This window comes from Pedobacter gandavensis (assembly GCF_014172405.1).
GTDB classification, from domain to species: Bacteria; Bacteroidota; Bacteroidia; order Sphingobacteriales; family Sphingobacteriaceae; genus Pedobacter; species Pedobacter gandavensis.
Genome location: NZ_WNXC01000001.1, coordinates 318,144 through 342,645, shown reverse-complemented (window position 1 = coordinate 342,645; position 24,502 = coordinate 318,144). Strand labels below are relative to the sequence as shown.

At 42.0% G+C, this 24,502-nt stretch carries 17 protein-coding genes; 9 read left to right on the top strand and 8 right to left on the bottom strand.

Features of this window, described 5'->3' with window-relative positions:
* Positions 1-186 precede the first annotated feature (186 nt).
* The 3 genes from GM920_RS01400 to GM920_RS01390 are packed head-to-tail and all read left to right on the top strand — an operon-like array spanning position 187 to position 5,765.
* The gene (locus tag GM920_RS01400) at positions 187-3,321 is read left to right on the top strand and encodes a SusC/RagA family TonB-linked outer membrane protein (protein WP_202986009.1); all 3,135 of its coding nucleotides are present in this window, start codon (positions 187-189) and stop codon (positions 3,319-3,321) included.
* An 11-nt stretch (positions 3,322-3,332) separates the two neighbouring features.
* The gene (locus tag GM920_RS01395; RefSeq protein WP_182952824.1) at positions 3,333-5,201 is read left to right on the top strand and encodes a RagB/SusD family nutrient uptake outer membrane protein; all 1,869 of its coding nucleotides are present in this window, start codon (positions 3,333-3,335) and stop codon (positions 5,199-5,201) included.
* 15 nt (positions 5,202-5,216) lie between these two features.
* Entirely contained in the window at positions 5,217-5,765 is a 549-nt protein-coding gene (locus tag GM920_RS01390) for a DUF5018-related domain-containing protein (protein WP_202986008.1), read from the top strand.
* 145 nt (positions 5,766-5,910) lie between these two features.
* Here the strand turns inward: GM920_RS01390 and GM920_RS01385 are convergent, their stop codons facing one another.
* Both GM920_RS01385 and GM920_RS01380 read right to left on the bottom strand, forming a co-directional pair.
* The gene (locus GM920_RS01385; protein WP_182952823.1) at positions 5,911-8,841 is read right to left on the bottom strand and encodes a glycoside hydrolase family 2 protein; all 2,931 of its coding nucleotides are present in this window, start codon (positions 8,839-8,841) and stop codon (positions 5,911-5,913) included.
* A gap of 38 nt (positions 8,842-8,879) precedes the next feature.
* A complete protein-coding gene (locus tag GM920_RS01380) occupies positions 8,880-9,569 on the bottom strand; it encodes an RraA family protein (protein WP_182952822.1) in 690 nt (229 codons plus the stop codon).
* A 306-nt stretch (positions 9,570-9,875) separates the two neighbouring features.
* Here GM920_RS01380 and GM920_RS01375 point away from each other — a divergent pair, with 306 nt between their 5' ends.
* From GM920_RS01375 to GM920_RS01360, 4 genes are read left to right on the top strand one after another with little or no spacing between them, the layout of a single operon-like run.
* Positions 9,876-10,727 (top strand): GLPGLI family protein, encoded by an 852-nt coding sequence (locus GM920_RS01375; RefSeq protein WP_182952821.1) that lies wholly within the window; start codon positions 9,876-9,878, stop codon positions 10,725-10,727.
* The gene (locus GM920_RS01370; protein WP_182952820.1) at positions 10,724-13,378 is read left to right on the top strand and encodes a TonB-dependent receptor; all 2,655 of its coding nucleotides are present in this window, start codon (positions 10,724-10,726) and stop codon (positions 13,376-13,378) included. Before GM920_RS01375 ends, GM920_RS01370 begins: the two co-directional genes overlap by 4 nt.
* Before the next feature lie 36 nt (positions 13,379-13,414).
* On the top strand, positions 13,415-13,813 hold the full coding sequence (locus GM920_RS01365) for a BlaI/MecI/CopY family transcriptional regulator (protein WP_235964397.1): 399 nt from the start codon (positions 13,415-13,417) through the stop codon (positions 13,811-13,813).
* Between the two features lie 2 nt (positions 13,814-13,815).
* The gene (locus GM920_RS01360; RefSeq protein WP_182952819.1) at positions 13,816-15,114 is read left to right on the top strand and encodes a M56 family metallopeptidase; all 1,299 of its coding nucleotides are present in this window, start codon (positions 13,816-13,818) and stop codon (positions 15,112-15,114) included.
* A gap of 41 nt (positions 15,115-15,155) precedes the next feature.
* Here GM920_RS01360 and GM920_RS01355 read toward each other — a convergent pair whose 3' ends face one another.
* Complete coding sequence (locus GM920_RS01355) at positions 15,156-15,452, bottom strand: hypothetical protein (RefSeq protein WP_182952818.1); 297 nt, start codon at positions 15,450-15,452, stop codon at positions 15,156-15,158.
* Positions 15,453-15,830: 378 nt separating this feature from the next.
* On the opposite strand from GM920_RS01355, the gene katG reads away from it, so the two are divergent.
* Positions 15,831-18,110 carry a catalase/peroxidase HPI gene (gene katG, locus GM920_RS01350; protein WP_182952817.1) on the top strand — a complete coding sequence of 760 codons (2,280 nt, stop codon included), beginning with the start codon at positions 15,831-15,833 and terminating at the stop codon, positions 18,108-18,110.
* 168 nt (positions 18,111-18,278) lie between these two features.
* Here the strand turns inward: katG and GM920_RS01345 are convergent, their stop codons facing one another.
* The 5 genes from GM920_RS01345 to GM920_RS01325 form a co-directional block, all read right to left on the bottom strand.
* Entirely contained in the window at positions 18,279-19,244 is a 966-nt protein-coding gene (locus GM920_RS01345) for a bifunctional helix-turn-helix transcriptional regulator/GNAT family N-acetyltransferase (RefSeq protein ID WP_182952816.1), read from the bottom strand.
* A 107-nt stretch (positions 19,245-19,351) separates the two neighbouring features.
* Positions 19,352-19,753: a VOC family protein gene (locus GM920_RS01340; protein WP_182952815.1), complete on the bottom strand. Its 402-nt coding sequence runs from the start codon at positions 19,751-19,753 to the stop codon at positions 19,352-19,354.
* Between the two features lie 109 nt (positions 19,754-19,862).
* Positions 19,863-20,873 (bottom strand): metallophosphoesterase, encoded by a 1,011-nt coding sequence (locus GM920_RS01335; protein ID WP_182952814.1) that lies wholly within the window; start codon positions 20,871-20,873, stop codon positions 19,863-19,865.
* A 184-nt stretch (positions 20,874-21,057) separates the two neighbouring features.
* A complete protein-coding gene (locus GM920_RS01330) occupies positions 21,058-22,089 on the bottom strand; it encodes a S41 family peptidase (protein WP_182952813.1) in 1,032 nt (343 codons plus the stop codon).
* A 204-nt stretch (positions 22,090-22,293) separates the two neighbouring features.
* Positions 22,294-23,130 (bottom strand): DUF6266 family protein, encoded by an 837-nt coding sequence (locus tag GM920_RS01325; protein ID WP_182952812.1) that lies wholly within the window; start codon positions 23,128-23,130, stop codon positions 22,294-22,296.
* A 329-nt stretch (positions 23,131-23,459) separates the two neighbouring features.
* On the opposite strand from GM920_RS01325, the gene GM920_RS01320 reads away from it, so the two are divergent.
* Positions 23,460-24,473 carry an NAD-dependent epimerase/dehydratase family protein gene (locus GM920_RS01320; protein ID WP_182952811.1) on the top strand — a complete coding sequence of 338 codons (1,014 nt, stop codon included), beginning with the start codon at positions 23,460-23,462 and terminating at the stop codon, positions 24,471-24,473.
* The last annotated feature ends 29 nt before the right edge of the window (positions 24,474-24,502 follow it).

The following is a 24,502-nucleotide window of genomic DNA, read 5'->3' as shown; positions in this document are numbered from 1 at the left end:
TCTGCCTGATCAACAGATTAAAAAAAATGTAAAGCAACCTTCATTCCCATCGCTAACAAGCTCATTCCAGATTTACCAAACCACCTTCATTAAGCCATAGGCCTTATGCTTAATGCAGCGCAGTTCATTTAACCAAACAAACCAACGTATGAAAAGAGAAAATGATTACTTATTTAAAATCAAGCCATGAAAATAAACAGCAATAAAACTATCACAGGGATAGGGCTGATGACTGTTTTTTCTATGTTATTGGCTTTTTCCCCAAGTACAACTGTACAGGGAGCGGAGCATTTATCGGCTATGGAAGCCACTCCGATTCTCCCTACTATGCTTCAAGCCGACTCCTTAATTACCATTAAAGGAACGGTATTCGATAGCGACAAAGTCCCTCTTCCTGGTGCAAGCATCGTGGATAAGAAAAATCCAAAAAGGGCCACAGTTACCGATGCGAACGGCCGTTTTACCATTGCAGTGCCTATGAACACCGTTTTACGAATCGGTCACATCACACATTTAAATAAAGAGGTAACCGTTACCAGGAATGAGAAAAATCTACAAATTAATTTAGAAGTCGATTCCAAACCTTTGGAAGAAGTCATGGTGGTTGGATTTGGTACCACAAGTATCCGGAAAAACACCACTTCTGTGGCCACACTGAACCCTAAAGCGCTAAAGGACTTACCTTTTGGAGATATGGGTTCTGCCTTACAGGGCAGAGTACCTGGGGTTATTGTGCAGCAAGGTTCCGCAGAACCCGGACAAAATGGGGCCAGTATTTCCATTCGTGGAAATGGGGAGCCTTTATACATCATTGATGGTTTTGTTTCGGATCGTAATCGTTTCCTAACCTTAAACAAAACAGACATCAAAACACTCAGTGTCTTGAAAGATGCGGCTTCCACAGCAGTTTATGGGATGAATGCTGGAAATGGCGTAATCGTGGTCACCACTAAAAAAGGAGAAGCTGGACAAATGAGCTTTGATTATCAAGGCAATTTTGCATGGAACACCCCTTCTTACGCACCAAAACGCATGAATGCCTATAATTATGCCGACGCCGTAAACAAGCTATACCAGGCATTGGGACAAGGCGTAAATGCTTTCAAAACGCCTGAAGAAATGCAGGATATCAGTCAGCATCTATCCGATTACACCAACTGGGAGGATCAATTGTTACGCAAATATGCGCCACAACAAGAGCATACCGTTTCTGTAAGTGGTGGAACAGATCGCCTAAAGTTTTTTGGGAGTTTAAATACCCTGGGACAGGAAGGAATCATGAAGTTTAAATCTCTAAACTACAACCGATACAACTACAGATCAAATGTGAGCAGTACTTTTGACAAGATCGGGTTAACGGTGGAATTAAACGTGAATGGTACACAAACGGATGAGAAATACCCTCCTGCCAGTGCTTATACCATTTATTCCAGAATCAGAGACCGGAATCCATTTGAGAAACCATTTACCGCTGCTGGTCAGATTTCTAATCAGTTTGACAATCCGGTATTGCAATTGATGAGCCCGGGTTATGTGAAACTGAAAACGGTGTACAACCAAGTGGCCGGCTCCGTAAACTGGGTAGTTCCTGGTGTGGAAGGTCTAAGTTTTGGATTTAGTGGAAACTATAATGTGCAGTCGCAAGACCGTGTAGATTGGATTCAAACGGCCACTTACTACGATGAGCAAGGCAATGCGACAAAAGAAGATCCTTCCAACATTAGCATTAGCCGCTCCTCCTTTATGACCAACCAATATGATGTCAATATTAGAGGAGATTACAAGAAAACGATTCTTGGCAAACACAATATCGAAGCTACGTTGGTGCATACCAGACAGCATTACTATAGCAATGCTTTAACCGCCGGATCAAGAGGATTCAATACCACGGAAATCCATCAGATTCAAAAGGGAGATGCCACGAGTATTACGGCTTCAAATACCGAAGGTATGCAAGCCTGGATGGGTTATGTCGGTAAATTCCACTACGATTATGACCGCAAGTACATGGTAGAATTTGCAGGTCGTTATGATGGGTCTGACAATTTTCCAGATGGCAAAAGATGGGGATTCTTCCCTTCTGTATCTGCAGGATGGGCGGTATCTGAAGAGCAGTTCTTTAAAGGAATAAAAGATGGAAAAGTATTGAACTACCTGAAGCTTAGGGCCTCTTATGGACAGATTGGGGTAAACAACATTGACCATTGGTTATATGCCTACCTGCCTACCTATAATTACAATTCGAATGCTTATGTAGTGGATGGAAAACTACAGAATAGTGTAACTCCTGGACCTACACCTAGTTTAAACATGACTTGGTTTGATAGAACCAAATATGACGTCGGATTGGATTTCTTTCTATTTGGGAATCATTTAGAGGGTAGTGTCGACTATTTCTTTGAAAAGACCAAAGGTTTCTTATCCGCTGATAAATTCCGTTACACAGACCCTATTGGATACGAACTTCCATTGGTGGTTTCTAAAGCGGAAGATAGAATTGAAGGATTGGACGGCTCCCTGAAATACAACACTAAAATAGGGCAAGTGAACATCACTGCTGGTTTCAATTTCACCTATTACAGATCAATTGCTTTCAGAACCAATGAAGACAGTCTTACCCTGGCCAATCCTCGTTTACGTGCTCAGGGAAATGAGAAGTTTTATGTTGGAACGGGTTATATTGGGGCTAAGTTCTATACCAATCCAATTGACATCCTAAACAACCCTAAACGCCTTACTTCAAGAGATCTGAGACCTGGTGATTTACAATATCAGGATGTGAACCATGACGGAAAAATTGATGGTCAGGATCAAGCCAGATTCGGCCACAATACCACACCTACTTTTGTATTTGGTTTTGACCTTGGTGCAACTTATAAAGGGGCTTCCATTATGGCCACCATTCAGGGAACCGGAGCCAGACAAACCTATATGAGCAATGTAGCTATGGGATCAGAAGGCGAAAGAAGATTGGATTTTGCATTCCAGAACGATAGCTGGTCCCCAGGTAATCCCAATGCCAGCTTACCAAGACCAGGGAATCTAACCTTAAATGACAACAACAACTATGCTTCCTCTGATTTCTGGGCACGTAAGTCGAATTATATCCGGTTAAAATCGGTTACCCTTTCTTACGACTTTAAACATTCCCTGCTCGATAAACAGAATTGGTTGCGCAACCTGACGGTTTTCGCGTCTGGCGTCAATTTATTCGCCACTGGCCCTTCTGTGAAGTATGGTGACCCTGAGGCAAACAGCTTCGAAGGATATGCTTATCCAATGATGAAGACTTATTCTGCAGGTTTTCAATTAGGTTTCTAAATGATATGAAAATGAAAAAATATAAACTAATATGGGTTTTGGGATTAATGTCCCTTTATCTCTCTTCTTGTAAAAAGTTCTTAGATACCACACCATACGATAAAATAACCGGTGAACAAACCTGGAGTAGTGAGAACTTAAGTACGGCCTTTATTTACCAAATCTATACGGATGTACTCAGCAGTGATTCCTGGCTGGCAGCCTATGCCAGTCCGAATTCTGCCCGTTCGGAGAGCTCCACTAAAAATGCGATGACCGGAACTTTAAATGGCCCGTTTTGGTCCAAAGACCGTGCAGAGCTGATGACGAAAAATGATGATTATGGCTGGATAAACTATAATCTACTTTGGAGAATACATACGGCCATGAAAAATATTGAGGAGAGTCCGAAGTTTTCTGCCGAGTATAAAAAACGATCATTGGGGGAATTACACTTCTTAAGAGCTGCGCATTACTTCATCTATGCAAAACTGTACGGCGGACTACAAATCATTGACCGTGAACTGAGTCCGACGGAGAACCTACAGATCCCCAGAAAATCAATCAAAGAGACTTACGACTTTATCATTGCTGATTTAGATATCGCCAGTCAGTCCTTACCTCCTACTACAGAAAGAGGCAGAGCTTCTTCTGCAGCCGCCTATGCGCTATTGATGCGGGTTGGTGTTCAAGCAGCAGCTTATGTAGATGGTGGTGCAGCAAACAGTGTCTATTATGACAAGACCATCGCTGCTGGTACCGCCTTAGGACTAAATGCAAATGGCTCCCAACTTAGCCCTTACGCCAACATGTTCAGGGCTTATGAGACGGCTATCGCCTCAAAGGAAATCATCTTATCCAGAGAGCGTTCTAAAATCAACAGTTCACTGTATGACACCCCAATTCAGTACCAGGGTTTATGGGCAAATGGTAATTTCTCTGCTTATGCAAAAGAACATTTCCCGATCAATGTCACCATGAATTTCTGGGGAATGGACGGTGGTTCCTGGCCAACGCAAGACTTGGTAGATGACTATTTAGTGAAGGATTTGGATGGCAGTATTAAGCCATGGACTTCCGCTTCTTATGTGACTACAGGTAAAAATGTAGACGAGAAAATGTACTTCAGCAGCACTAAAAAGAGAGATCTAAGGTTCTATTCGACTATTTTGTACGATAGCTGTATGTATTTCAACAACCAGGCCCGTGTATTCTTTAGAAGAGATGGAAATGTGAGTAATGCCAACAGTAAAATCAATGAAGGTTCCGTAGAAGAATATGGTTACAAAGCTGGAAATACGGAGAACTACAACTCTTCCACTGGTTATGCCATGATTAAATACCAATATGATCAGATCATCAGTTTACCAAGTCCTGGGGATCAGAAATTAGACTACTCATACGCTGTTTTCAGGTATGGAGAAGCTTATCTGAACATGGCTGAAGCTTACCTGATGAAAGGCGATTTTGCTAATGCCAAGCAGTACATAACTGCAACGATGGTAAAACATGCTGGATTTGAAGAGAATCAGGTGACGGCTTATTTAGCACCACTAACGGGAAACAACTGGGGAGACGCTTTATTCGAAGCTTACAAAAGGGAAAGAAATGTGGAGATGGTTTATGAAAACAATGACACTTATTGGTCATTAATGCGTTGGGGAATGAGAAAATCCGGTGGCGTCAGGAATGGTGAATATGCGAGTAGTGGTTTTGTGATTCCGGATTTACAAGGTTCCCTTCGAGGCATCCGTATTTCCAGAGATGGGAAGACCTACTCCTTTTTCCAGGACAACAATTCGGCAGGAGAGGCAAGATTTACGCCTAAGCGTTACCTGATCCCTATCAATGAAGCTTTCCGTTTAAAATCTGGTGTGAATCAGAACCCAGGTTGGGATTAACTATAAATCATAGCAATGAAAAAAATAATAAAACCACTGTTTAGTGTAGTAGCACTTGGATTGCTATTTTCCATGTCAGGTTGTTTAAAACAAGGACTGGATGAGTTACAGAATTCCAATCAAAAAGTGATGACTTCTGTAGACTATACCTATCGGTTTCTGTATACCGATACCATACAAAAAGGAACGAGTAAGCAAGAGATTTTAACGGATCGGGTATGTGAAGTCTTGTTCAAGAAAAACACGGTCAAGATCAATGAGAATAACCTTGATGGCTTTAAAACGACCATATCTTATGATGTCAACTCGGTATTGAAAGCTGGTCCGACCGGCTCTGTTACAAAAGCCATGTTGTTTGCAACTTTTGACAAGCTGATTAAGACTGATCAACTGAGTAAGTTATGGGTGTACGTCACCGTTTCTGATGTCTCTACGATAACCCCATTAGCGGATGCGCCGAAATTAGGTAGTCCAGGGGATTTCTCAAAAGATCATATCTATCAGGTGAAAGCAGCTGATGGATCTACCAAAGATTACTTAATCAGAACCATAAAAGGCTTTTAACAAAGCCTCTTTATAACAGAAATGGCCTGTATCATCGATGATGATCAGGCCATTTTCATTTGGTATTTAGAGGGGGGGGATTTGGCACCTTCTTTTCATCCGGTGCCACTCTTTTTTGGGGGAAAATAGAGTTCTTTTATGGGTATTAACGCAACCTGAAGGTTACATTTCCTTTCAATTTTTTACCCTTAATACTGATCCTTTGATCGGTAAAAGGTGTATTATAAAAAGGTTCTGAACCATTGTTACTGTAATCAGCGATCAGAAACTGGATATGACCATCTTGTAACCAAGACCTGGAAGACTGGCTTTCATCAGAAATCACCTGGATTCCTTTGTTATTTTTGTTACTTAAAGCAGCAGAAATGATCTGCTGTTTGGTAGCGCGGAAATCATTCGAGCCCATTTCATTGGCGTCATCTTTCCAAAGCTCCGCAGCGGGTTTACCCAGCTCTTCTACTGCAGGTAACCATTTCGCATTGAGCTTTGCTGTTCCGGCATCCCTGGAAATATCATCCGGATGATACAGGCTAAAGTCGCCGCGACGTTTCCAATTCAATTGATCAAAATCCTTGGGCAATTGAAACAACATGCCATACTGATAAGGGTTGAAAGCTGCTGGGTCTTTGCTTTCTATCGCATAATCTACCCTGACATTCCCGTTTTTCATAAAGGCATATTTCAGGTTTCCACTGGCATTGGCATAAGTGGTTTCCATTGCGATCACAATCGCTTCCGGGCTTTCCTCCACACTCAGATTTTTGACAAAAAGCGTAATTAAAGGGTAGTTTTTTATAGGGTAAATGTTATTCTGATAGGTTTCTCCGGCCACATTGGGCTTTCCTCCATCTTCTGAATTCATCGGTACGATGCAGAAAACAGGCCCCTGGCTCAGGATTTTTTCACCTTGATGATCTGCGCCAGAAATGATCCCTGTTCTTTTATCTATTGTAAACCTATTTTCTCCTTGCCGGATGAAATACGAAGCCTCATTTTCCTTCAGGGAAAGCGAAACTACCAACGGATCCGGTGTGGCTATCGCTTCCTTTAAAACAATGCGTTCTTCATTGGCAATAAATCCGGATGGTTCTTTAAAAGTAAGGTAGACCTCTGCTGTTGACCCATTAACCGGGATCTTCAATTGCCCATTTTGATGCGGACCAATGGAGGATTTAATCGTCCCCGAAGCAGTATTGGTTCGATAAGAGATGGTCAGCTCCGAAAGTGATCTAAAATCATAACGATTTTCCAACTCCAGGATCAGGTTGTTATTTACGACCTTAAAATCTTTTATGTTTTTTACAACTACTGGAGCATAAGCTTTTTTCATTGCCCAATATTCCGGTTTGGCTCTGCGCCAACCGTCTATTGGACCCCAAGGACCGTAACCAACAATTCTACCATCCGGCAACTGAAAAGTATCGTCAATCCCACTCCAGATCGCGCCACCCAAACTACCTTGATGATGGTAGATTGAATCGTACATTTTTACCAAAGGGAGTCCATAGGCGCTTCTTACCCCTGGATCTGTCAACAATTCTCTTCGGTTATAAGTACTCAAATGGGCGTATTCGCCAAATAAAGTCGGCCGGCTCATCGTATCGGTTGCGGCCGCGCCATTGATCCCTGGATAATGATAGTTGGCAATATCCGCTTTACTTCCTGCATTGTTGAAACCTCCCCAGCATTGGTCATGAAAAGCAGTTGGCCGACTATCATCAAATGCTTTCACCTGATCCTGTACTTTCTGCCATAATGGGCTCCACATCGATTCATTCCCCAGAGACCAGATGATCACCGAGGGATGATTCTTTGCCGCCTGCATTTTCTCCAGATTCGCCGAGATCATATAAGGTAAGAACTGCTCATCTTTATAATTCCAGAGTTTCCAGATTGGGGAGGCATGGTGCTGAATCCAGGTTAAGGAAGATTCATTTTCCACAAATAAACCGATTGAATCTGCGGCTTCCAGGAATTCCTGAGCTGGTGGATAATGTGAACTTCGAATGTAATTGCAATTTGCCTGTTTAAAGAGCGTTGCATCCTTAATCTCCAAATCCGGACTGATGCTTCTGCCGGTTAGCGGATGAACAGAATGCCTGTTTACACCTCTTAATTTTACCGGCTTACCATTTACCAAAAGCTGATTTCCTTTAATTTCCACCTGCCTAAAACCAAGCTTTTGGCGGTTTTCCTGGACCGCTTTACCACCAATAATCAGTTCGGTACTGAGCTCATATAGGTAGGGATGATCAGTATTCCATTGCCTCGGATTATTTACGGCAAAGCGTTGCTCCGAAAGCATGCTGGCTCCCGGAATAAGCGCCTGATCCATAGGTATGGTTTTATTTAAAACCACTTTACCGTCCTTATCCCTTAACACATAGTGTATTGCGGCACTGGCCGTGGTTTTTGATTCGTTAGTAAGCCTGGTGCTTAGCTGCAGACTGGCGTTTTTATATTGCTTATCAAAACTTGTCTTTAGGCTAATGTCGGCGATGTTGGTTTCTGGCAAGGCGAATAAAGTTACCTTTCTAAGGATTCCGCCTACGGTGTGTGCCGCATATTGAGAAGTACAGGCCAACAGATCACTGATGGTCAATGCCTGAACCTCCACAACCAACACGTTATTCCCAGGTTGGAGAAAATCCGTCACATCGGCTTCAAAGGGTACAAAACTACCTTCATGTTCGGCCACCTGGTGTCCGTTGATCTTGACTACCGCATGAGAACTTACGCCATCAAACTTCAATTTTATGCGTTTTCCTTTCCAGACAGGCATCACGAATGATTTGCTGTACTGCGCCGTTTCGCCTGCGTTTACGGTATATCCTTGCATGACCCATTCACCAGGAACCTGGATTGGCTTACTAGCCGGCTTATCCAGGTTTTCGGAAAACTCCCAGGCACCATTTAGCGAAAGCTTCCAGGCAGCATCTGCCGGAACCGGCGATAAACGGGCAGGCGTATTATTGGTTTGCCCCGCAAGCAGAGTTGTATTGTTTTTAATTTGTGCGATCGAACTATTTCCTACACAAAGCAGGCTGACTAATGTGACCTGGTACAAAATCTTCATTTCTATTTTTTATTAATTGATCTAATATCCTTTAGGGCTTACATGATTCCATATTTCTCGAATGCTTCAGTTGCACTCATTCCTTCCCGGATCTTAACCTGAACCAGCTTCTCTCCTCTCGCTTTTTCTATGGCCAGGCTAAAAATCTCGACCTCCCAATCCTGAGGAACGATACAGACACCATCCATATCGCCGACCACAATATCTCCAGGATTCACCATTACACCGCGGATTTCAATGGGCACCCTATAGTCAATCACTTTTCCTCTTGGTGCCTGATCTTTGGCATAACTTCCGTAAGAAAAGGTGGGAAAACCAAGTTCCAGAATCCCACTGGTATCCCTGGAATACCCATCTAATACTGCTCCTGCAGCACCTAACTGCATCGCACGGGTGCTCATCAACTCGCCCCATAAGGCATAATTGGGAGATCCACCACCACAAATATAAACTTCATCTTTTTTCAAATCATCTAAAGCTTCTAACATCAGTCCGAATGACTTTTTTAGGATGGGGTTATTCCCTGGATGTCCTGTTGACAGTGGGACATCGGCTTCCAAGACAGGCATGGCTCTTCCGGCAACCCGCATATTTTGCGCTAAAGGCTGTATTTGTGCAGGTAGAAATTGATGCAGTAGTCCCAGCTTGTCCATAATATCTCCAATCACCGCAGTGTAGAGTTCTGATCGTATAATCTCAAAAAGTTCAGCATCAGTATTCCAATTCATATATTTTTTAGGGGTTTTCAGGTTAAGGAGTTGCACCGGATGATGACCAATCATCCGATGTAACCAGTATTCCGATAAAATATAAACCTCCACAATTTATGCTGAGGTTACTACACCTCATTTGTCCGCTACTAAAACTATATTATCATTTTTCAGCCTGATTTCCCTGCTGGATGCATATCTGCTTATGGAATTAAAAAAGAGGCAGTAAAATGTTTGTCTATAATTTTAGACAAAAATCCAATTTTACTTGTTTGTCTAAAAACATAGACGTAGATTGGCCTACCAAATTAAACCAATCATACGATGAAGACACTTTTAATCGCACTCTCCTTTTGCTGTTTCAGCAACCTTGCTTTTGCACAAAAAACCGATAAAAAAATCCAGGACACGGTAACTGTTCGTTGTTATTATCTATTGTCGAAAAAGAAGGATGCCAGCTCCCCTGTTTATCGCAGAGATACCATGGTGCTGGATATTGGAAAACGAATTTCCAGATTTTATGACCCCGCCAGACTGGGCAGAGACTCTGCCGTTTCCAACCTGCTGGAGGGCATAAATTCATCGGAAATTACCAGCATGAATGTTTACAAGAATGAAACAAAAGATATTTCTAATGTCCCTGGCACAAAGCAGTCTAATGCGATGGAAGGGGAAAGTTATCAGATTTTAAAAGACAAACAAACCGGCCTCCTTACCGTATTTGATTACCTCAGCAATTATAAGGGCTCAAAATTTCAGTATGAAGATCCATTTCCAAAACTCGACTGGAAGCTTGTAGAAGGCAGCGATACCATTGCAAATTATGCCTGCCAGAAAGCCCTGCTGAACTTTAGAGGAAGAAGTTACACGGCATGGTTTAGTCCGGATATCCCAATTAATGACGGCCCATGGAAATTCTCAGGTTTGCCAGGATTGATTTTAAAAGTGGAAGATACAGCTCAACTGTTTTCTTTTACACTGATTGGAATGACTCAGCCCAAAACAGTATTGCCGATTGCATTGAGCAAAACTGATTTTTTAAAATGTACCCGAGCTGAACTTGCTCAGCAGCAGAAAAAACAAGGAATGGGTACACAGATCAACTTTAGCGATGGTGTGGTGAATTTGGTTGTATTGCCAGGAAAGTATGAGCCAATTTTAATGGAATTAGAATGAGCTGGTACGCAAGACTAGGTATAGGTTTTTGTTTAACCTGCTCCGTTTTTCTAGCCCGTGGGCAGGTTAAAATCAGCGGAATCGTGACCAATAAGGAAGATGGAAAACCGATGCCCGGGCTTAGCGTTACCGTTAAAGCGAAGGCGGGTACAACGATGCTTACTTATGGGCTTACCGACAACAAAGGTGCTTACCAACTCACTTTTAAAACCACATCAGATAGTGTTCTGATCACAGTTTCGGGCATGAGTATTCAAAAGAAAACCTTGAGCTACCCCAACAAAACAGGGCAGCAGAACTTTGACATGGCCTATGAAGGGATCGTACTTAAAGAGCTCAAAGTAACCCCACCAAAGATCCGCAGGCTAAATGATACCCTGAACTATGCGGTGGATCAGTTTACCGGAAAAAACGACAGAACTATTGGAGAAGTATTGAAGAAAATGCCTGGCATCAAGGTTGCTGAAAATGGCTCCATCACCTATCAAGACAAGCCCATCAACAAATTCTACATAGAAAACCAGGACTTGCTCGAAGGGCGTTATGGCATTGCGACCAATAACATTGCTGCAAAGGACGTAGAAACGGTACAGGTTCTTGAAAACCATCAACCCATAAAAGCCTTAAAAAACAAAGAATTTACCGATGAGGGGGCACTCAACCTTAAACTTAAAGATGGTGCAAAAAACGTATGGGTTGCAAATGCACAATTGGGAGCCGGTTTATCTCCCTTGCTCTGGAACAATGAGCTTTTGGGAACGTATTTTGGAAAGGGAAAACAGCTGATTACGACCTATAAAGGAAACAATACCGGCGACGATTCCGGTGCGGATCTCAGGAATTTTTATGGAGGAGACCGCAACCTCCCCTTTCCGGTATCTTTGGGTATTCAATCGCCTATCGAGCCTGGCTTGAGTAGAAAAAGATACTTATTGAATCAGGATCATGCCTTTTCATTGAACCACCTGCGGACACTTGGGAAGGACTATAAACTGACCACCAATATCAGTTATTTAAATGACCGTCAGGAAAAAAACAGCTATTCCCGCACGGAAAATTTCCTGCCGGGGGACAGCACACTGGTGATTGAAGAACGTTTGAAATCCATCACGCGCTATCATCACCTGGATGGTAGTCTGAAGCTGAATGCCAATACGGAGCGGTTTTATTTTGAGAACTCCCTCAATTTCAGTGGAGATTTACAGCGTAGGGAAAATGGAACTGTGGAAAATCAGCAGCTCATCAGTCAGGAAAGAACAGCCCCCTATTTCAAAATAAGCAATAACCTCAGTCTCCTGAGAAACTATAAAAAACTTACTTTTCGGATCAACTCTTATAATGGTTATGGTAAGCTCAATGATGGACTGGCTGTGCAACCGATGTTATACCCCCTGTTGTTTAGTGATCCGGGCTTCCCCATTGGAATGGATCAATCGCTAACACAACGCTTATTCATTTCGCAGAACAGTTTTAGCTTTAGGATCAAGGATGGTAAATTCAGTCAGAATTACCTGGCTACGGCAAACGCAAGTCTGTTAAAATTAAACTCTTCGCTACAAAGTATCCTGGAAAACGGCAGTTTAGGAAAGCAAACAGATTCCTTAAGTAACCATTTAAACTGGAATCGTTATGATTTCGGACTGGCGCCAGAATACAGTTATTTGGAAAAAAAGACCAATATCAGCTTGAAGCTGCCGCTAAGTTATATTCGTCTGGATCGAAATGACTTGATTCCTAATCGTCGTACCGGTCAGGAACGTGTATTCTTCATGCCATCTTTATCGGCAAATTATCAGCTTAACTTGCTCTGGCAATTCTCTGCCTATGCAGGTTACTCCCAAAACATTGAGGGTGCAGAAAATGGTTATACCGGCTACGTGATGCAGTCGTACCGATATCTGGTGCAAAATGAAGGAAAATTACCCGAGCGAAGTATGCAATCTTACCGGATAGGATTCCGATACAATCATCCAATTAAAATGGTCTTTGCCTCTTTTTACAGCACTTATTACCGTTCAAAAATGAACTTATTATACGGTAATGAATTTCAGGATTTCCTGACATTGAGAAAAACGCTGGACATTCCAAATACCGCTAATGGGCATAGTTTCATGCTTAACCTGGACAAAGGCTTTAATGGCCTGATCCAAAAACTGAGCCTTGATGCCGGGTACGACAATTCGGAAAACACCCAGCTCAATCAGACTTCGCTCACCAGATTTCTCAACCTAAAATATTCTGCAGGATTAAGAGTCAATGGGAAGTTAGGGGAATGGGCGGATTTCAACTATGGTCTACGTTATGGCAGTACTAAAAGTATATTGAAAAACGATGACAGGGATTTTGCGCCTATCCAATCGGCCACACAGTCTGGCGGAATTAACCTGTTCCCTTCCAAAGAAATCGTCATCCGTCTGAGGTATGAAAATGGCTATAACAGTGCCGTAACCGGTAGCGGAAGGGCGATGAATTTCGCAGATGCGGGAATTAGGTACCGCCTTAAAAAACTGGAGTTTAACCTGGAATACAACAATATATTTAATACCAAGCGCTACATCGCTGCTGCGTATAACGGCATTGGCTCTTATTATTCTAGTTATGAACTTCGGCCGAGCCAGGTATTGATGAAAGTAAGGTTTAAAATCAAGTAATTAGTTTGTGGTCTATAAAATTAGTCATATATTTAAATGATGAAAGGATTGGTAAATGCACAGCTGACAAAAGCTGAGGAACAGATCATGCAGGCCCTGTGGGAGCTGGAGCAAGGTACGGTACAAGACATTAGAGACCGACTGGAGGAGGCGAAGCCCGCCCGAACCACAGTAGCCACGGTATTGACAATTCTGGAGAATAAAGGTTTTGTGAGTCACATTAGCCAAGGCAGAGCCAATATATACAAGCCTTTGATCAGCAAAGAAGGTTATTCTAAATCACAATTATCTGGTTTACTCAAGAATTACTTCAACAACTCATTTGCGTCCATGGCTTCTTTTTTTGCAAGGGAAAACAACTACAGTATTGAGGAGTTAGACTTGCTGATTAAGGATACTAAAGAAGAATTAAATAAAGAAAAAAACAATAAATAATTATGGAAGGTCTGGCGCTTTATCTATTCAAATCTACACTTTGTGTGGTCTTATTTTTTGGTGTTTATTGGTGTTTTTTAAAGGACCAGACCTTTTTCCGTTTCAATAGGTACTTTTTAATCGTCGGACTGATCTGCTCGATATTTCTCCCATTTTATACCTACACTTACGAGCTGAGGCTCCAGGTGCTTGCAAGCCAGGACTCCACCGCTATATCGCAACCCTTGGCAATCCAGGAAAACTTTCTCGGCTATTATGCGTTGATTGGCTACGGCATCATTGCCTGTTTTTTACTGGCGCGTCAGGTAATGGGCTTGATTAAAATTAAACAGGTTATCAGCAGATCCAACTTTCGTTCTATTAAGGATTGTAAGCTCGTAAGTACACCTGAATTTAAATCTTCCTTTTCTGTATTCAATTACATCTTTTTCGATACTTCTGAAGAACTTTCTGATACAGAAAAGAAAATGATACTGCGACATGAACTGGCGCATGTTAAACAGCACCATTGGGCAGATTTACTACTCGCACAACTGTTTTGTACCTTACAATGGTTCAATCCCCTTGCCTGGGTGTACCTGAAGGCCATTAGACAAAATCATGAATTTTTAGCCGACGAGGCCGTTTTGCAGCATGGAAATTCTTTAGCCAGTTACCGCGCGGTATTGGTTAACCATTACATCGGCACACGGATATTCGCGATTTCCAGCTCTTTTTATCATTACCCACAACAGCGGATTAAAATGTTAGCAAGGCCTGCGTCCAGTTGGTTCCATAAAATGGCCGTATTTATTGTATTACCTGCATTGGCTATTTTCCTGTGGGCATTTTCAGAGGCTGAAGTGGTTATACAAGAGCCAACCAGGACCTATAGTCAAAATAAACCAAATACAGCGTCCCCTAAAAAACAGAAGGCAGCCGTCACATCTACAACGACTAACCAGAAAACAGCCTCAGCAGCCAAACAGAAGAAAACTTCCGCATTAGGTAAAAAGAAGGCCATTGCAGCAAAAGTAATTCCTGCAGAAACACCACTGCCCGCAATGGTCAGCATTGAACAAGTTCAAGAGCTCCCTGCGGTAGTCATACAAGGGGAACCAACGCTTTCTACATCTGCTCCCTTAATCAAACGAGCATCCAAGCCTTTATACTTTGTTGATGGCGTAGAAATATTCTATGGCATAAACAATATCAACTCAGATAATATATCCTCTATAGAAGTTCTTAAAGGAGGAAAGGCAATTATGGCTTATGGAGAAAGAGCTAAAAATGGTGTGGTCCTCATCCACACTAAAAAGTAAATCACAGTCTATCGTTCATCGACTTTAAATATTCAGCTAAGCTAGCCAGACCAACGGATTTCCTTTTTTTGTACAGCCACCTTCATGAGCTTCAGTACTTTTTCCTGAAACGCCAAATCATCATCACAATGTTGAATGATTGCCCAGAATCGTCCACTCCCCCTTTCCCCTACCAGCGCATATCCTGGATAGCCGTGCTTATTGATGATTCGCTTTGCTTCGGCCATATTTAAGCTATCTGTTGTCGTCCAGTTTTTATTGATGACCTCCTCAGTATACTCTGATTTCCCTTTTGTATTACGATACGCTACCCTCCATTTTTGGTCTTCGCGAAACATCTGGTCAATTTTTTTTATACAATGCGCTGTCTATCCCCGACTGTGAAAAGGCCGTATTGGCAACTATGCATACCAGAAAGAGTAGATTTACCTTTTTCATAACTAATTTTTTAGGTAATTTACAGTTCTCCTGTTTCATTTCAAAATCACTGATCCTCAACTATATCAACCTCATCCTACACTACAGTGAAAATCTGGCCTCAGGGAATTCAACATAATTAAAACAATATCCCTTCCAATTCTATTATTTAATACCACAAGAGGCACTAACTCGCTAACATCTAATTATTTGATTTGATAGTTTCAACTAATCTGCTATTTTTATAAAGCATTAGGATAGCGTGGGAAAGCAAGAATTCAACATATAAAATATTAAATATGGAAAAAGAATCAAATGACATCAGTAAATGTCCGTTTCATAATGGCAGTATGAAGCACAATGTTGGCGGTGGTGGTACCAGGAATCACGATTGGTGGCCCAACCAGTTAAAGTTGAGTATTCTGCGTCAGCACTCCCCTTTATCAAATCCGATGGAGGAAGATTTCAACTATGCAACAGCTTTCAACAGCCTGGACCTTGCTGCGGTTAAAAAAGACCTTCATGCACTAATGACGGATTCTCAAGACTGGTGGCCGGCAGACTTTGGCCATTATGGTGGTCTGTTCATCCGTATGGCATGGCACAGTGCTGGTACCTATCGTGTAGGCGATGGTCGTGGTGGTGCCGGTGCAGCATTGCAACGTTTTGCACCACTGAACAGTTGGCCGGATAATGTGAGTCTGGATAAGGCCCGCAGATTGCTTTGGCCCATTAAACAAAAATATGGCCGCAATATCTCCTGGGCAGATTTGATGATTCTTACGGGTAATGTGGCTCTGGAATCCATGGGCTTTAAGACCTTTGGTTATGCTGGCGGTCGGGAGGATCTATGGGAACCGGATGAGTCTGTATACTGGGGCTCGGAAACCAAGTGGCTGGGTGGCGACCTGCGTTATGCAGATGGCTCTCCTGGTGTGGAAGAGAACCATGGTGTCTTAGTATCTGACGATGACTCCGATAAAACCCATTCCCGCAAACTGGAAAAACCACTTGCGGCTGTGCAGATGGGCTTAATATATGTAAATCCAGAAGGTCCGGATGGCGATCCTAATCCTGTCGCTTCGGCTAAAGATATACGAGATACTTTCGGCCGAATGGCCATGGACGATGAGGAAACTGTGGCTTTAATTGCCGGTGGTCATAGCTTTGGTAAGACCCATGGTGCGGCTCCTGCTGATCATGTGGGCAAAGAGCCTGAAGCAGTTGATATGGAAATGCAGGGCTTAGGTTGGAGCAACAGCTACCGTTCTGGCAAAGGTCCTGATGCCATTACCAGTGGCCTGGAAGTGATCTGGACCACAACACCAACGCAATGGAGCAATAACTTTTTTGAAAATCTGTTTGGCTTTGAATGGGAATTGACCACAAGCCCTGCAGGTGCCCACCAATGGGTTGCCAGATCGGCAGAGCCTATTATTCCGGATGCTTTTGATTCCGCGAAAAAACATTTACCAACCATGCTAACGACCGATCTTGCCTTAAGGTTTGATCCCGTTTATGAGAAGATATCCCGCCGTTTCTTTGAAAACCCTGACCAGTTTGCTGATGCTTTTGCACGTGCCTGGTATAAGTTAACACACCGTGATATGGGGCCAAAAGAACGCTATCTGGGTCCGGAAGTACCACAGGAAGAGTTGCTATGGCAAGATCCTATTCCAACCTTAGACCACCCATTGATCGTTTCTAATGATGTTTCCGTTTTGAAAGCAAAGGTCTTGGCATCAGGCTTAAGCATTGCTGAGCTGGTTTCTACCGCATGGGCTTCCGCTGCTACTTTCCGTGGTTCTGATAAGCGAGGTGGTGCCAATGGTGCACGCATTCGTCTTGCACCACAAAAAGACTGGGAAGTGAATCAACCTGCACAATTACAAAAGGTACTGAGCGTACTGGAAGGTATTCAAAAAGAATTTAACGCTGCACAGGCGAATGGTAAAAAGGTTTCCCTGGCAGATTTAATTGTTTTAGCCGGTTGTGCTGCTGTTGAAAAAGCATCTGCAGCTGCTGGACACGCCATCAACGTTCCTTTTACTGCTGGACGCATGGATGCTTCACAGGAACAAACTGATGTGGAGTCATTCGGTTACCTGGAGCCCCTTGCTGATGGTTTCCGTAACTACCGCAGATCTAAAATTCCGGTTTCCACGGAAGAACTTTTGGTTGATAAAGCGAATTTGTTGACACTCACCGTACCTGAATTAACAGTGTTAGTTGGCGGCATGCGTGCTTTGAACGCTAATTTTGATGGCTCCAAACATGGAATATTCAGTTCAAAAACAGGTCAGCTTACGAACGATTTCTTCCTTAATTTACTAGAGATGAATACGGTTTGGAAGTCTGTTTCTGAAGACAACAAAGAAGTTTATGAAGGACGCGACCGCGTTAGTCAGCAGTTAAAATATACGGCTACTCGTGCAGACCTGGTATTTGGTTCTAACTCTGAATTGAGAGCTGTTGCCGAAGTCTATGGCAGCACTGATGCGCAGGGCAAATTTGTAAAAGACTTTGTGGCCGCCTGGAATAAAGTGATGAACCTGGACCGGTTTGATTTGCATCACTAGCAACCTTAAACTTTAGTTATTTTAGTCCTGGATTAAAATAACTAAAGTTTATGATAAAAAGCTATCCTTATCCTCTGGATAGTTCAGACTTAATTTTAGTCAAGATATCTTGATGTATTGATATTAAAGAAACGCTTTCCCAGTATTCATTATATTATCAGTCAAGGATTAAATACCTGCTGAATTTAAAAGGAGTTCCATCTGGATATTACAGCGTTCATATGGAGTTGATCTGCCTACTACTTTTTTAAATCCTAACTTCTGATAAAGATTGATTGCCGGCTTTAATGAGGTATTACTTTCCAGGTAAATGCTGGAAGCGCCCAAATCTCTGGCTGCATTCACGACTGCTTGCCCAAGTAACCAGCCAATGCTTTTACCCTGTATTTTTGGAGAAACTGCCATTTTTGCCAGCTCATAGTCGTACTCCGGATCATTCATTTTAATTAAGGAGCAAACACCTACTGGCTCATCGTTATACAGGGCTACAAATATCTTCCCTCCTTTGTCGAGAATATATTCTTTGGGATTGTCCAGGGCTTTATAATCCGCCGCTTCCATTTTAAAATAAGTAGAAATCCATTCTTCATTAAGGGCTCTAAAGGCCGATTGGTATTTTTCTTCATAAGGAACGATCTGCACATCCTTACTTTCCCGCAGTTTTTTCTGCTCCTGAACTCGTCTGAACAATGATTTTTGCTCCAGTAAGAATTCCCATTCAGCGAGCGCTTCCCAAAGGTTGTGTCTGGCTTCTGAAATGATCTGATCAATCGCCACATCTACATCCAGGCATTGCACTTTGATTTGTTCAGAGATCTCGATTCCTTTTGAGGTTAATCCAACCACATTTCTTCGTTTATCAGAGGATTCTTTATTTTCCTGAACCAGTCCGGCGGCGGTCATTTCCTGAATGATTTTGCTCACAGATGGCTGTGAATGTCCGATTTCATTGGCGATTTCGGTAATGGTCTTCTCTCCCTCTTCTGAGAGTACAAAAAATGCCGGGAACCACTTTGGCGAGAATTCTACATTGTACAATTCATAAATCCTGGCCGCGTCTTCAGTAACTTTTGCAGTCAACAATCTTAATCGGCTTCCCAAGGCCATTTTCCCGGTTTTCTCAAACAACTCCATACACAAAGCTAATTACATAATCAGTTATGCAAATGTATATATTATACGAGAACTTCCAAATAATTGTTTAAATCAAGTGATGAAATGAGAAAACCGGGCCTTCAGGATTACCCTTCCAGGTTTGAGTCGAATTCATCAGCTGCTTCCCAAAGCTCTATGACATTGCCTTCCGGATCGAGAATATGAACAAATTTACCGTATTCAGAATCCACAACTTCATCAATAATGGTCACGTTATCTTTTTTTAGTTCAGCTACCAACGCCTCGATATCTTCCACACGGTAATTAATCATAAATGGCTTAGTTGAGGGCTTAAAATATTCGGTATCCTTGGGAAAAGTACACCATGCTGAAGATCCCTTTTTCGCTGGATTATCTGCATGCCTCCACTCAAATGTTGCCCCGTAATCAGTGGTCGGTAATCCAAGATTTTTCGCATACCATTCATTCATAGCTTTCGGATCATCGCATTTAAAAAATACGCCACCAAGGCCGGTTACTTTTTTCATATTCAAATGTGTTTTAGGATTAAAGATTGAATCTTTGAAGTAATTTCCATCTATTTCCGGACATTACCAAATCTCTGTTTAAATCTTCATGACCTATCCCTGCGGCTAATTAAGACTTCTGTAGTGTTGTTTCATAGATTACTTTTCCAGAATGATGGATGACTTTTGCATTGAGGCGGTTCTTATCCATTGAAAAGTACATAAACCCATGTTCTGCGGCTTCAAACTTGCTGTAGGCTATCCCAGAAGAAACGGGAGTAACTTCAGAGCCTGCACCAGAAATGAATTGATGTGTAAAACCTGTTGGTTTTAAATGTTGTAAAGAATGGTCGTGCCCGGACAAATAGACATCCACCTGATGACGCTCGAAAATGTCTTCAAGAACTTTCCTCACCGCCAGGGTATCATAATTTTTGATCCTTGGCCCGACCGTATAGATTGGATGGTGGCCGATCACCATTTTCCATTTGACCTGAGGCCCTGCATTTTTTAAGGTTTCCGCTATCCAGGCCAATTGCTTTTCAGGTTGTTGATCGTCTACCCAAGGTGCATATTTTGGATTGTTGTGAAACTCTGGTATCAAAGGACAAGTGTCAATGAAAATCATCAAGACTTTATCGCCATTCTTTCCTCCCAGGTCCAGTTCTTTGGAATAGTATCTTGAAGGCATATTCCACCTCCTGCTCACTTTACTGTATCGAACCTGCGCATCTGGATCACTCTGGTAATCGTGATTACCTAATATCGGATACCAATCGTCCTGCAATGAAAAGTCGGTATAGATGTTCTCAAATGAATAATGCCACAAGGGGTCATTTTCACTGACCACTCCTTTCGGGTAGAAATTATCACCTAAAGAAAGGATAAAATCATTGGGATGTTCCGTAGTCCATTTACCCATTTGCCTGGCCACCTGAATCTGATGATCCGCACCTGTCCGCCCCCAATCTCCAATGGCTACAAAATGCAAAGGATAATCATCTTTTATGGCGGTTACCGGGGAAAGATCTTCCCCTTCGAAATGCGTTTCAGCATCGGCTGCTATAGATTGTAAAGGTGCAAGGAAGCTGGCTCCTAATGCTGTAAAAGCCGTGCTTTTCACAAAATCTCTTCTTTTCATTGCTATGATGGGTTAAAAAGGAATCATGGATTCATTTAGCTGCGAAAGTACTCGGTTAAACGACGCCCGGCTTTACCGATACATTAACCTTTTGTTAAGCTTCTTCCCATATTCGGATAAAAGAAGACCGAAAAAAAGCCCCAGCATTAAGATGCAGGAGCTCTTTCCATGATGAATAAGCCGCTTATTTGGCTGTCTTTTTGAGCCAGGAAACAGCTTTCTTAACCTTTTCATCGTTCTTTAACTCCTCGAAATTATCGCCATCATTGACCGAAAGGTTAGGAATAATATTTTTAGGATAGATTTTCCCATTTCTATCAGTGGCATAATCCACCGCTAAATTGAGTCCGGAATATCCATTTAATTTAAAACCAAGATTGGAGGTTGTATAACCGGCACTATGTTCTCCAATCAGAATTGAATTTTTCCTGCCAATGGTGGTTATTGCTGTCATTTCTCCCGAACTGGCGGTATAACCACTAATTAAAACGGCTATTGGAATTTCTTTTTTAATGGGATATCCTTCATATTTCACTGCGGTTACATTGATAGAATCCACATAAAACAACCCATCTTTAATGATCCAATTACCGTCGGACTGATGATCAGAAGTCATAAATCCACCAACTTTTCCTTCTCCCAGGAAATCCGTTAAACCCGCAATCATGGGATACATATTACCACCGGTATTGACCCGTAAATCAATGATCCAACCCTTAATCTTCTGATCATGGATTTTTGCAATGGCTTGCTTAATACTGCGACTAATAGAATCCAGGTGTTGGTTTCTGAAATCACTGTTTCCAGGAATGAGAATATACCCGATGTCATCGCCAATTCTTTCCCCACGGACACTACTGTATTTTTTAGTCGCCGCTTTGATGGTGTTATTTACCTTTGGTTGGTCATTTCCAGCCCATCCATAGTTTTTTTGTTTGAATTTTAAACTGCCATGATGATCATCAATCTGTTCAAAGATGTAGCTGTACACCGGAAGGATATCTTCATAGGTCTTTGCTCCTGCCGTTTTTTTATAAACTGTTTTCTTGAGTTCCTTCCAATCAACCTTTTGCCGGTTTAAGGCGTTTTTCTCAATAATAACGAGGCTGCTATCCAGGTACTTTTTAACACTGTCAACTGTAGGAATCGAGAGGTCTTGGGCTACTGCCGCAAAAGAAAAAGTAGAAAGCAGGAAGAACAATAGGTATTTAGTCATTTGATGTAGTCGTTATTTCCGAAAATTAGCTTTAAAATTCTAGAAACAACAATACGGCCATCCAAATAAGAAGAAAAAAGCCCTCTTTATCTATTATTTATGTTTTTTTTTCAAAAGAATTCGACAAAACACTTCCAATAACTTGCTGTTGGCAAGCCTTATCCTAACTTTTTAAGAAGAATTTTTTCTGAACCTATAGATAGATCAGGAGGGTTTTCCCGGCAGGTGTTTTAGTTTTTCCTTTAACACCTGAAACTCTCTTTCCAGATGCCGGAAAGCCTTCCGTTCGACAATATTTTCCTCATCATCCATTCTTTGTCTATAGTAAGCGGCAGAAACCTGGTCAAAACGTGCTTTAGTGGCCGTATATTTCGCTTTTTCTACTTTGTCTGCCTGGCTTTCCGGAACGCCATTCAGGTTTCCAGCATACACACTATCAGAGATTGACTTTTCATTTGAAGACTTTAAGCTCACATAGATTTCCATCTGCTCCCTCATCATCCACTCCTCTGAAATTGGGATAAAACAGCTGCCATCTGCTCTTTTAGCCGCATTTAAATAGCTACTAGCTCTCTTTTTTGTGGGATGGTTAACCAGTACCATCAGCAGGTCATCGTAGGAACCGTTTTCAGAAATATCAGTATTCCAGCTTAAATTGATCCCGTCCTCCCCTTTGCTGATTTTCAAATCACTTACCATTTCCAGATCACCACGACTCAGGATGACTTTACTATAGTCCACTTTAATATTAGGATATTCCCCAATTAAAGCCTCTTTTTTATTATAAGAGACGGCCAGGTTGTGCGGGTTTTTAACTGTTCCTTCAGCTTCCTGTTTAAAGCTGACATTGATAAAATCGGCCATAGGAGCCACAAGATCCATGGTCACTGCCATTGCCTGGCGATTTCCCAATTGTTTTATACTTGGTTTTCCCGGCTTACCATTCATTCGGCATACCGGTTGCCCATTTAACATATAGAAAACTACGTTACCTATCTTCCCTGAGGGGTGCCCATAAGGGCCTACGCTGCATATTGCCATGATTAAGAGGTTAATTTGTGTGTGTAAGACAAACAACAAGATACTGTTTAATAATAAGATACGACACGTTTTCTCTGTATTAACATTAAAATCAGGAGTACAAATCTAATTGATTAGTACTTACTTGAGCCCTGGTTGTTAAGGCAATTTGGCCAGTCATGGCCCTAGCAACCTCCTGGTAGCACAGTAATAAAACCTCTAAAATTAGAATCCCATATTAACGCATATAAAGCTTAATCCAAGCTTATTTAAAACCATTAACTAACAAAAGTCAAGTGCTTTTGGAACCACGTATTGGAACTTTGTGTCCACAATAAATATAAAACAAGATGACACAAAATAAATTGGCGATGGTTTCCGGAGCAAACGGACATTTAGGAAATAATCTGGTTAGGTTTCTGATTAGTCAAGGAATTCCAGTGCGGGCATCCGTACGCGACATTAACAACAAAGCCTGTTTTTCGGGACTGGATTGCGAGGTGGTTCAGGCGGATATTACCGACAAGGCCTCTTTTGTTAAAGCCTTGCAAGGCGTAGAAACTTTTTATGCGGTAGCTGCCTCTTTCAAGCTTTGGGCAAAAGATCCAAAAAAGGAAATTTATGAGGTCAATATGGAGGGGACAAAACTTACCATTGAGGCTGCTGCTGAAGCTGGTGTAAAACGCATCGTGTATGTCAGTTCAATTGCTTCATTGGACTACAGAAAACTACCAACCAAAGAAAGCTATGGCTACAACACTGATCGAAGGGACATGTATTACAATTCTAAAAATGACGGTGAAAAACTAGCCTTTCAGCTGGCTAAAGAATTGGGTATAGAACTGGTTTCCATCCTACCATCTGCAATGATTGGAGGCGCAGCATTTTTGCCACTTAATGTATCCTACAACATACTTAAGTTAATCCTGAATAAGCAAATTCCGGTAGACACGAAAATTACCCTCAATTGGATTGATGTAAAAGATGTGGCTGAAGGATGTTGGCTGGCGGCAGAAAAAGGAAGAAATGGGGAGCGTTATATCCTGGCCAATCCCGAATGTATGTCCATAACGGCAACCACTAAACTTGCCCAAAACGCCTATCCGGCTTTAGAAATTAAAGTCCCGGGTGCAGTTCCTAAATTTGTCTTGTTTGCTATTGCCGGAATAATGGAGCTTTCTGCAAAAATGAGTGCTAAACCGCCGCTATTGACCAGGAAGGATATTGCCATGTTTTCTGGTTTACAACAGAATTTCGACATCAGCAAAGCCCAAAAGGAGTTGGGCTTTAATCCAAAATCCCCTGAGAAAGCAGTGAGGGAAGCATTGGCCTATTTGATGGCCCATCCTGCGCTATTAAAATAGTTATTGTAATTTTGAATCACCCAACAAAC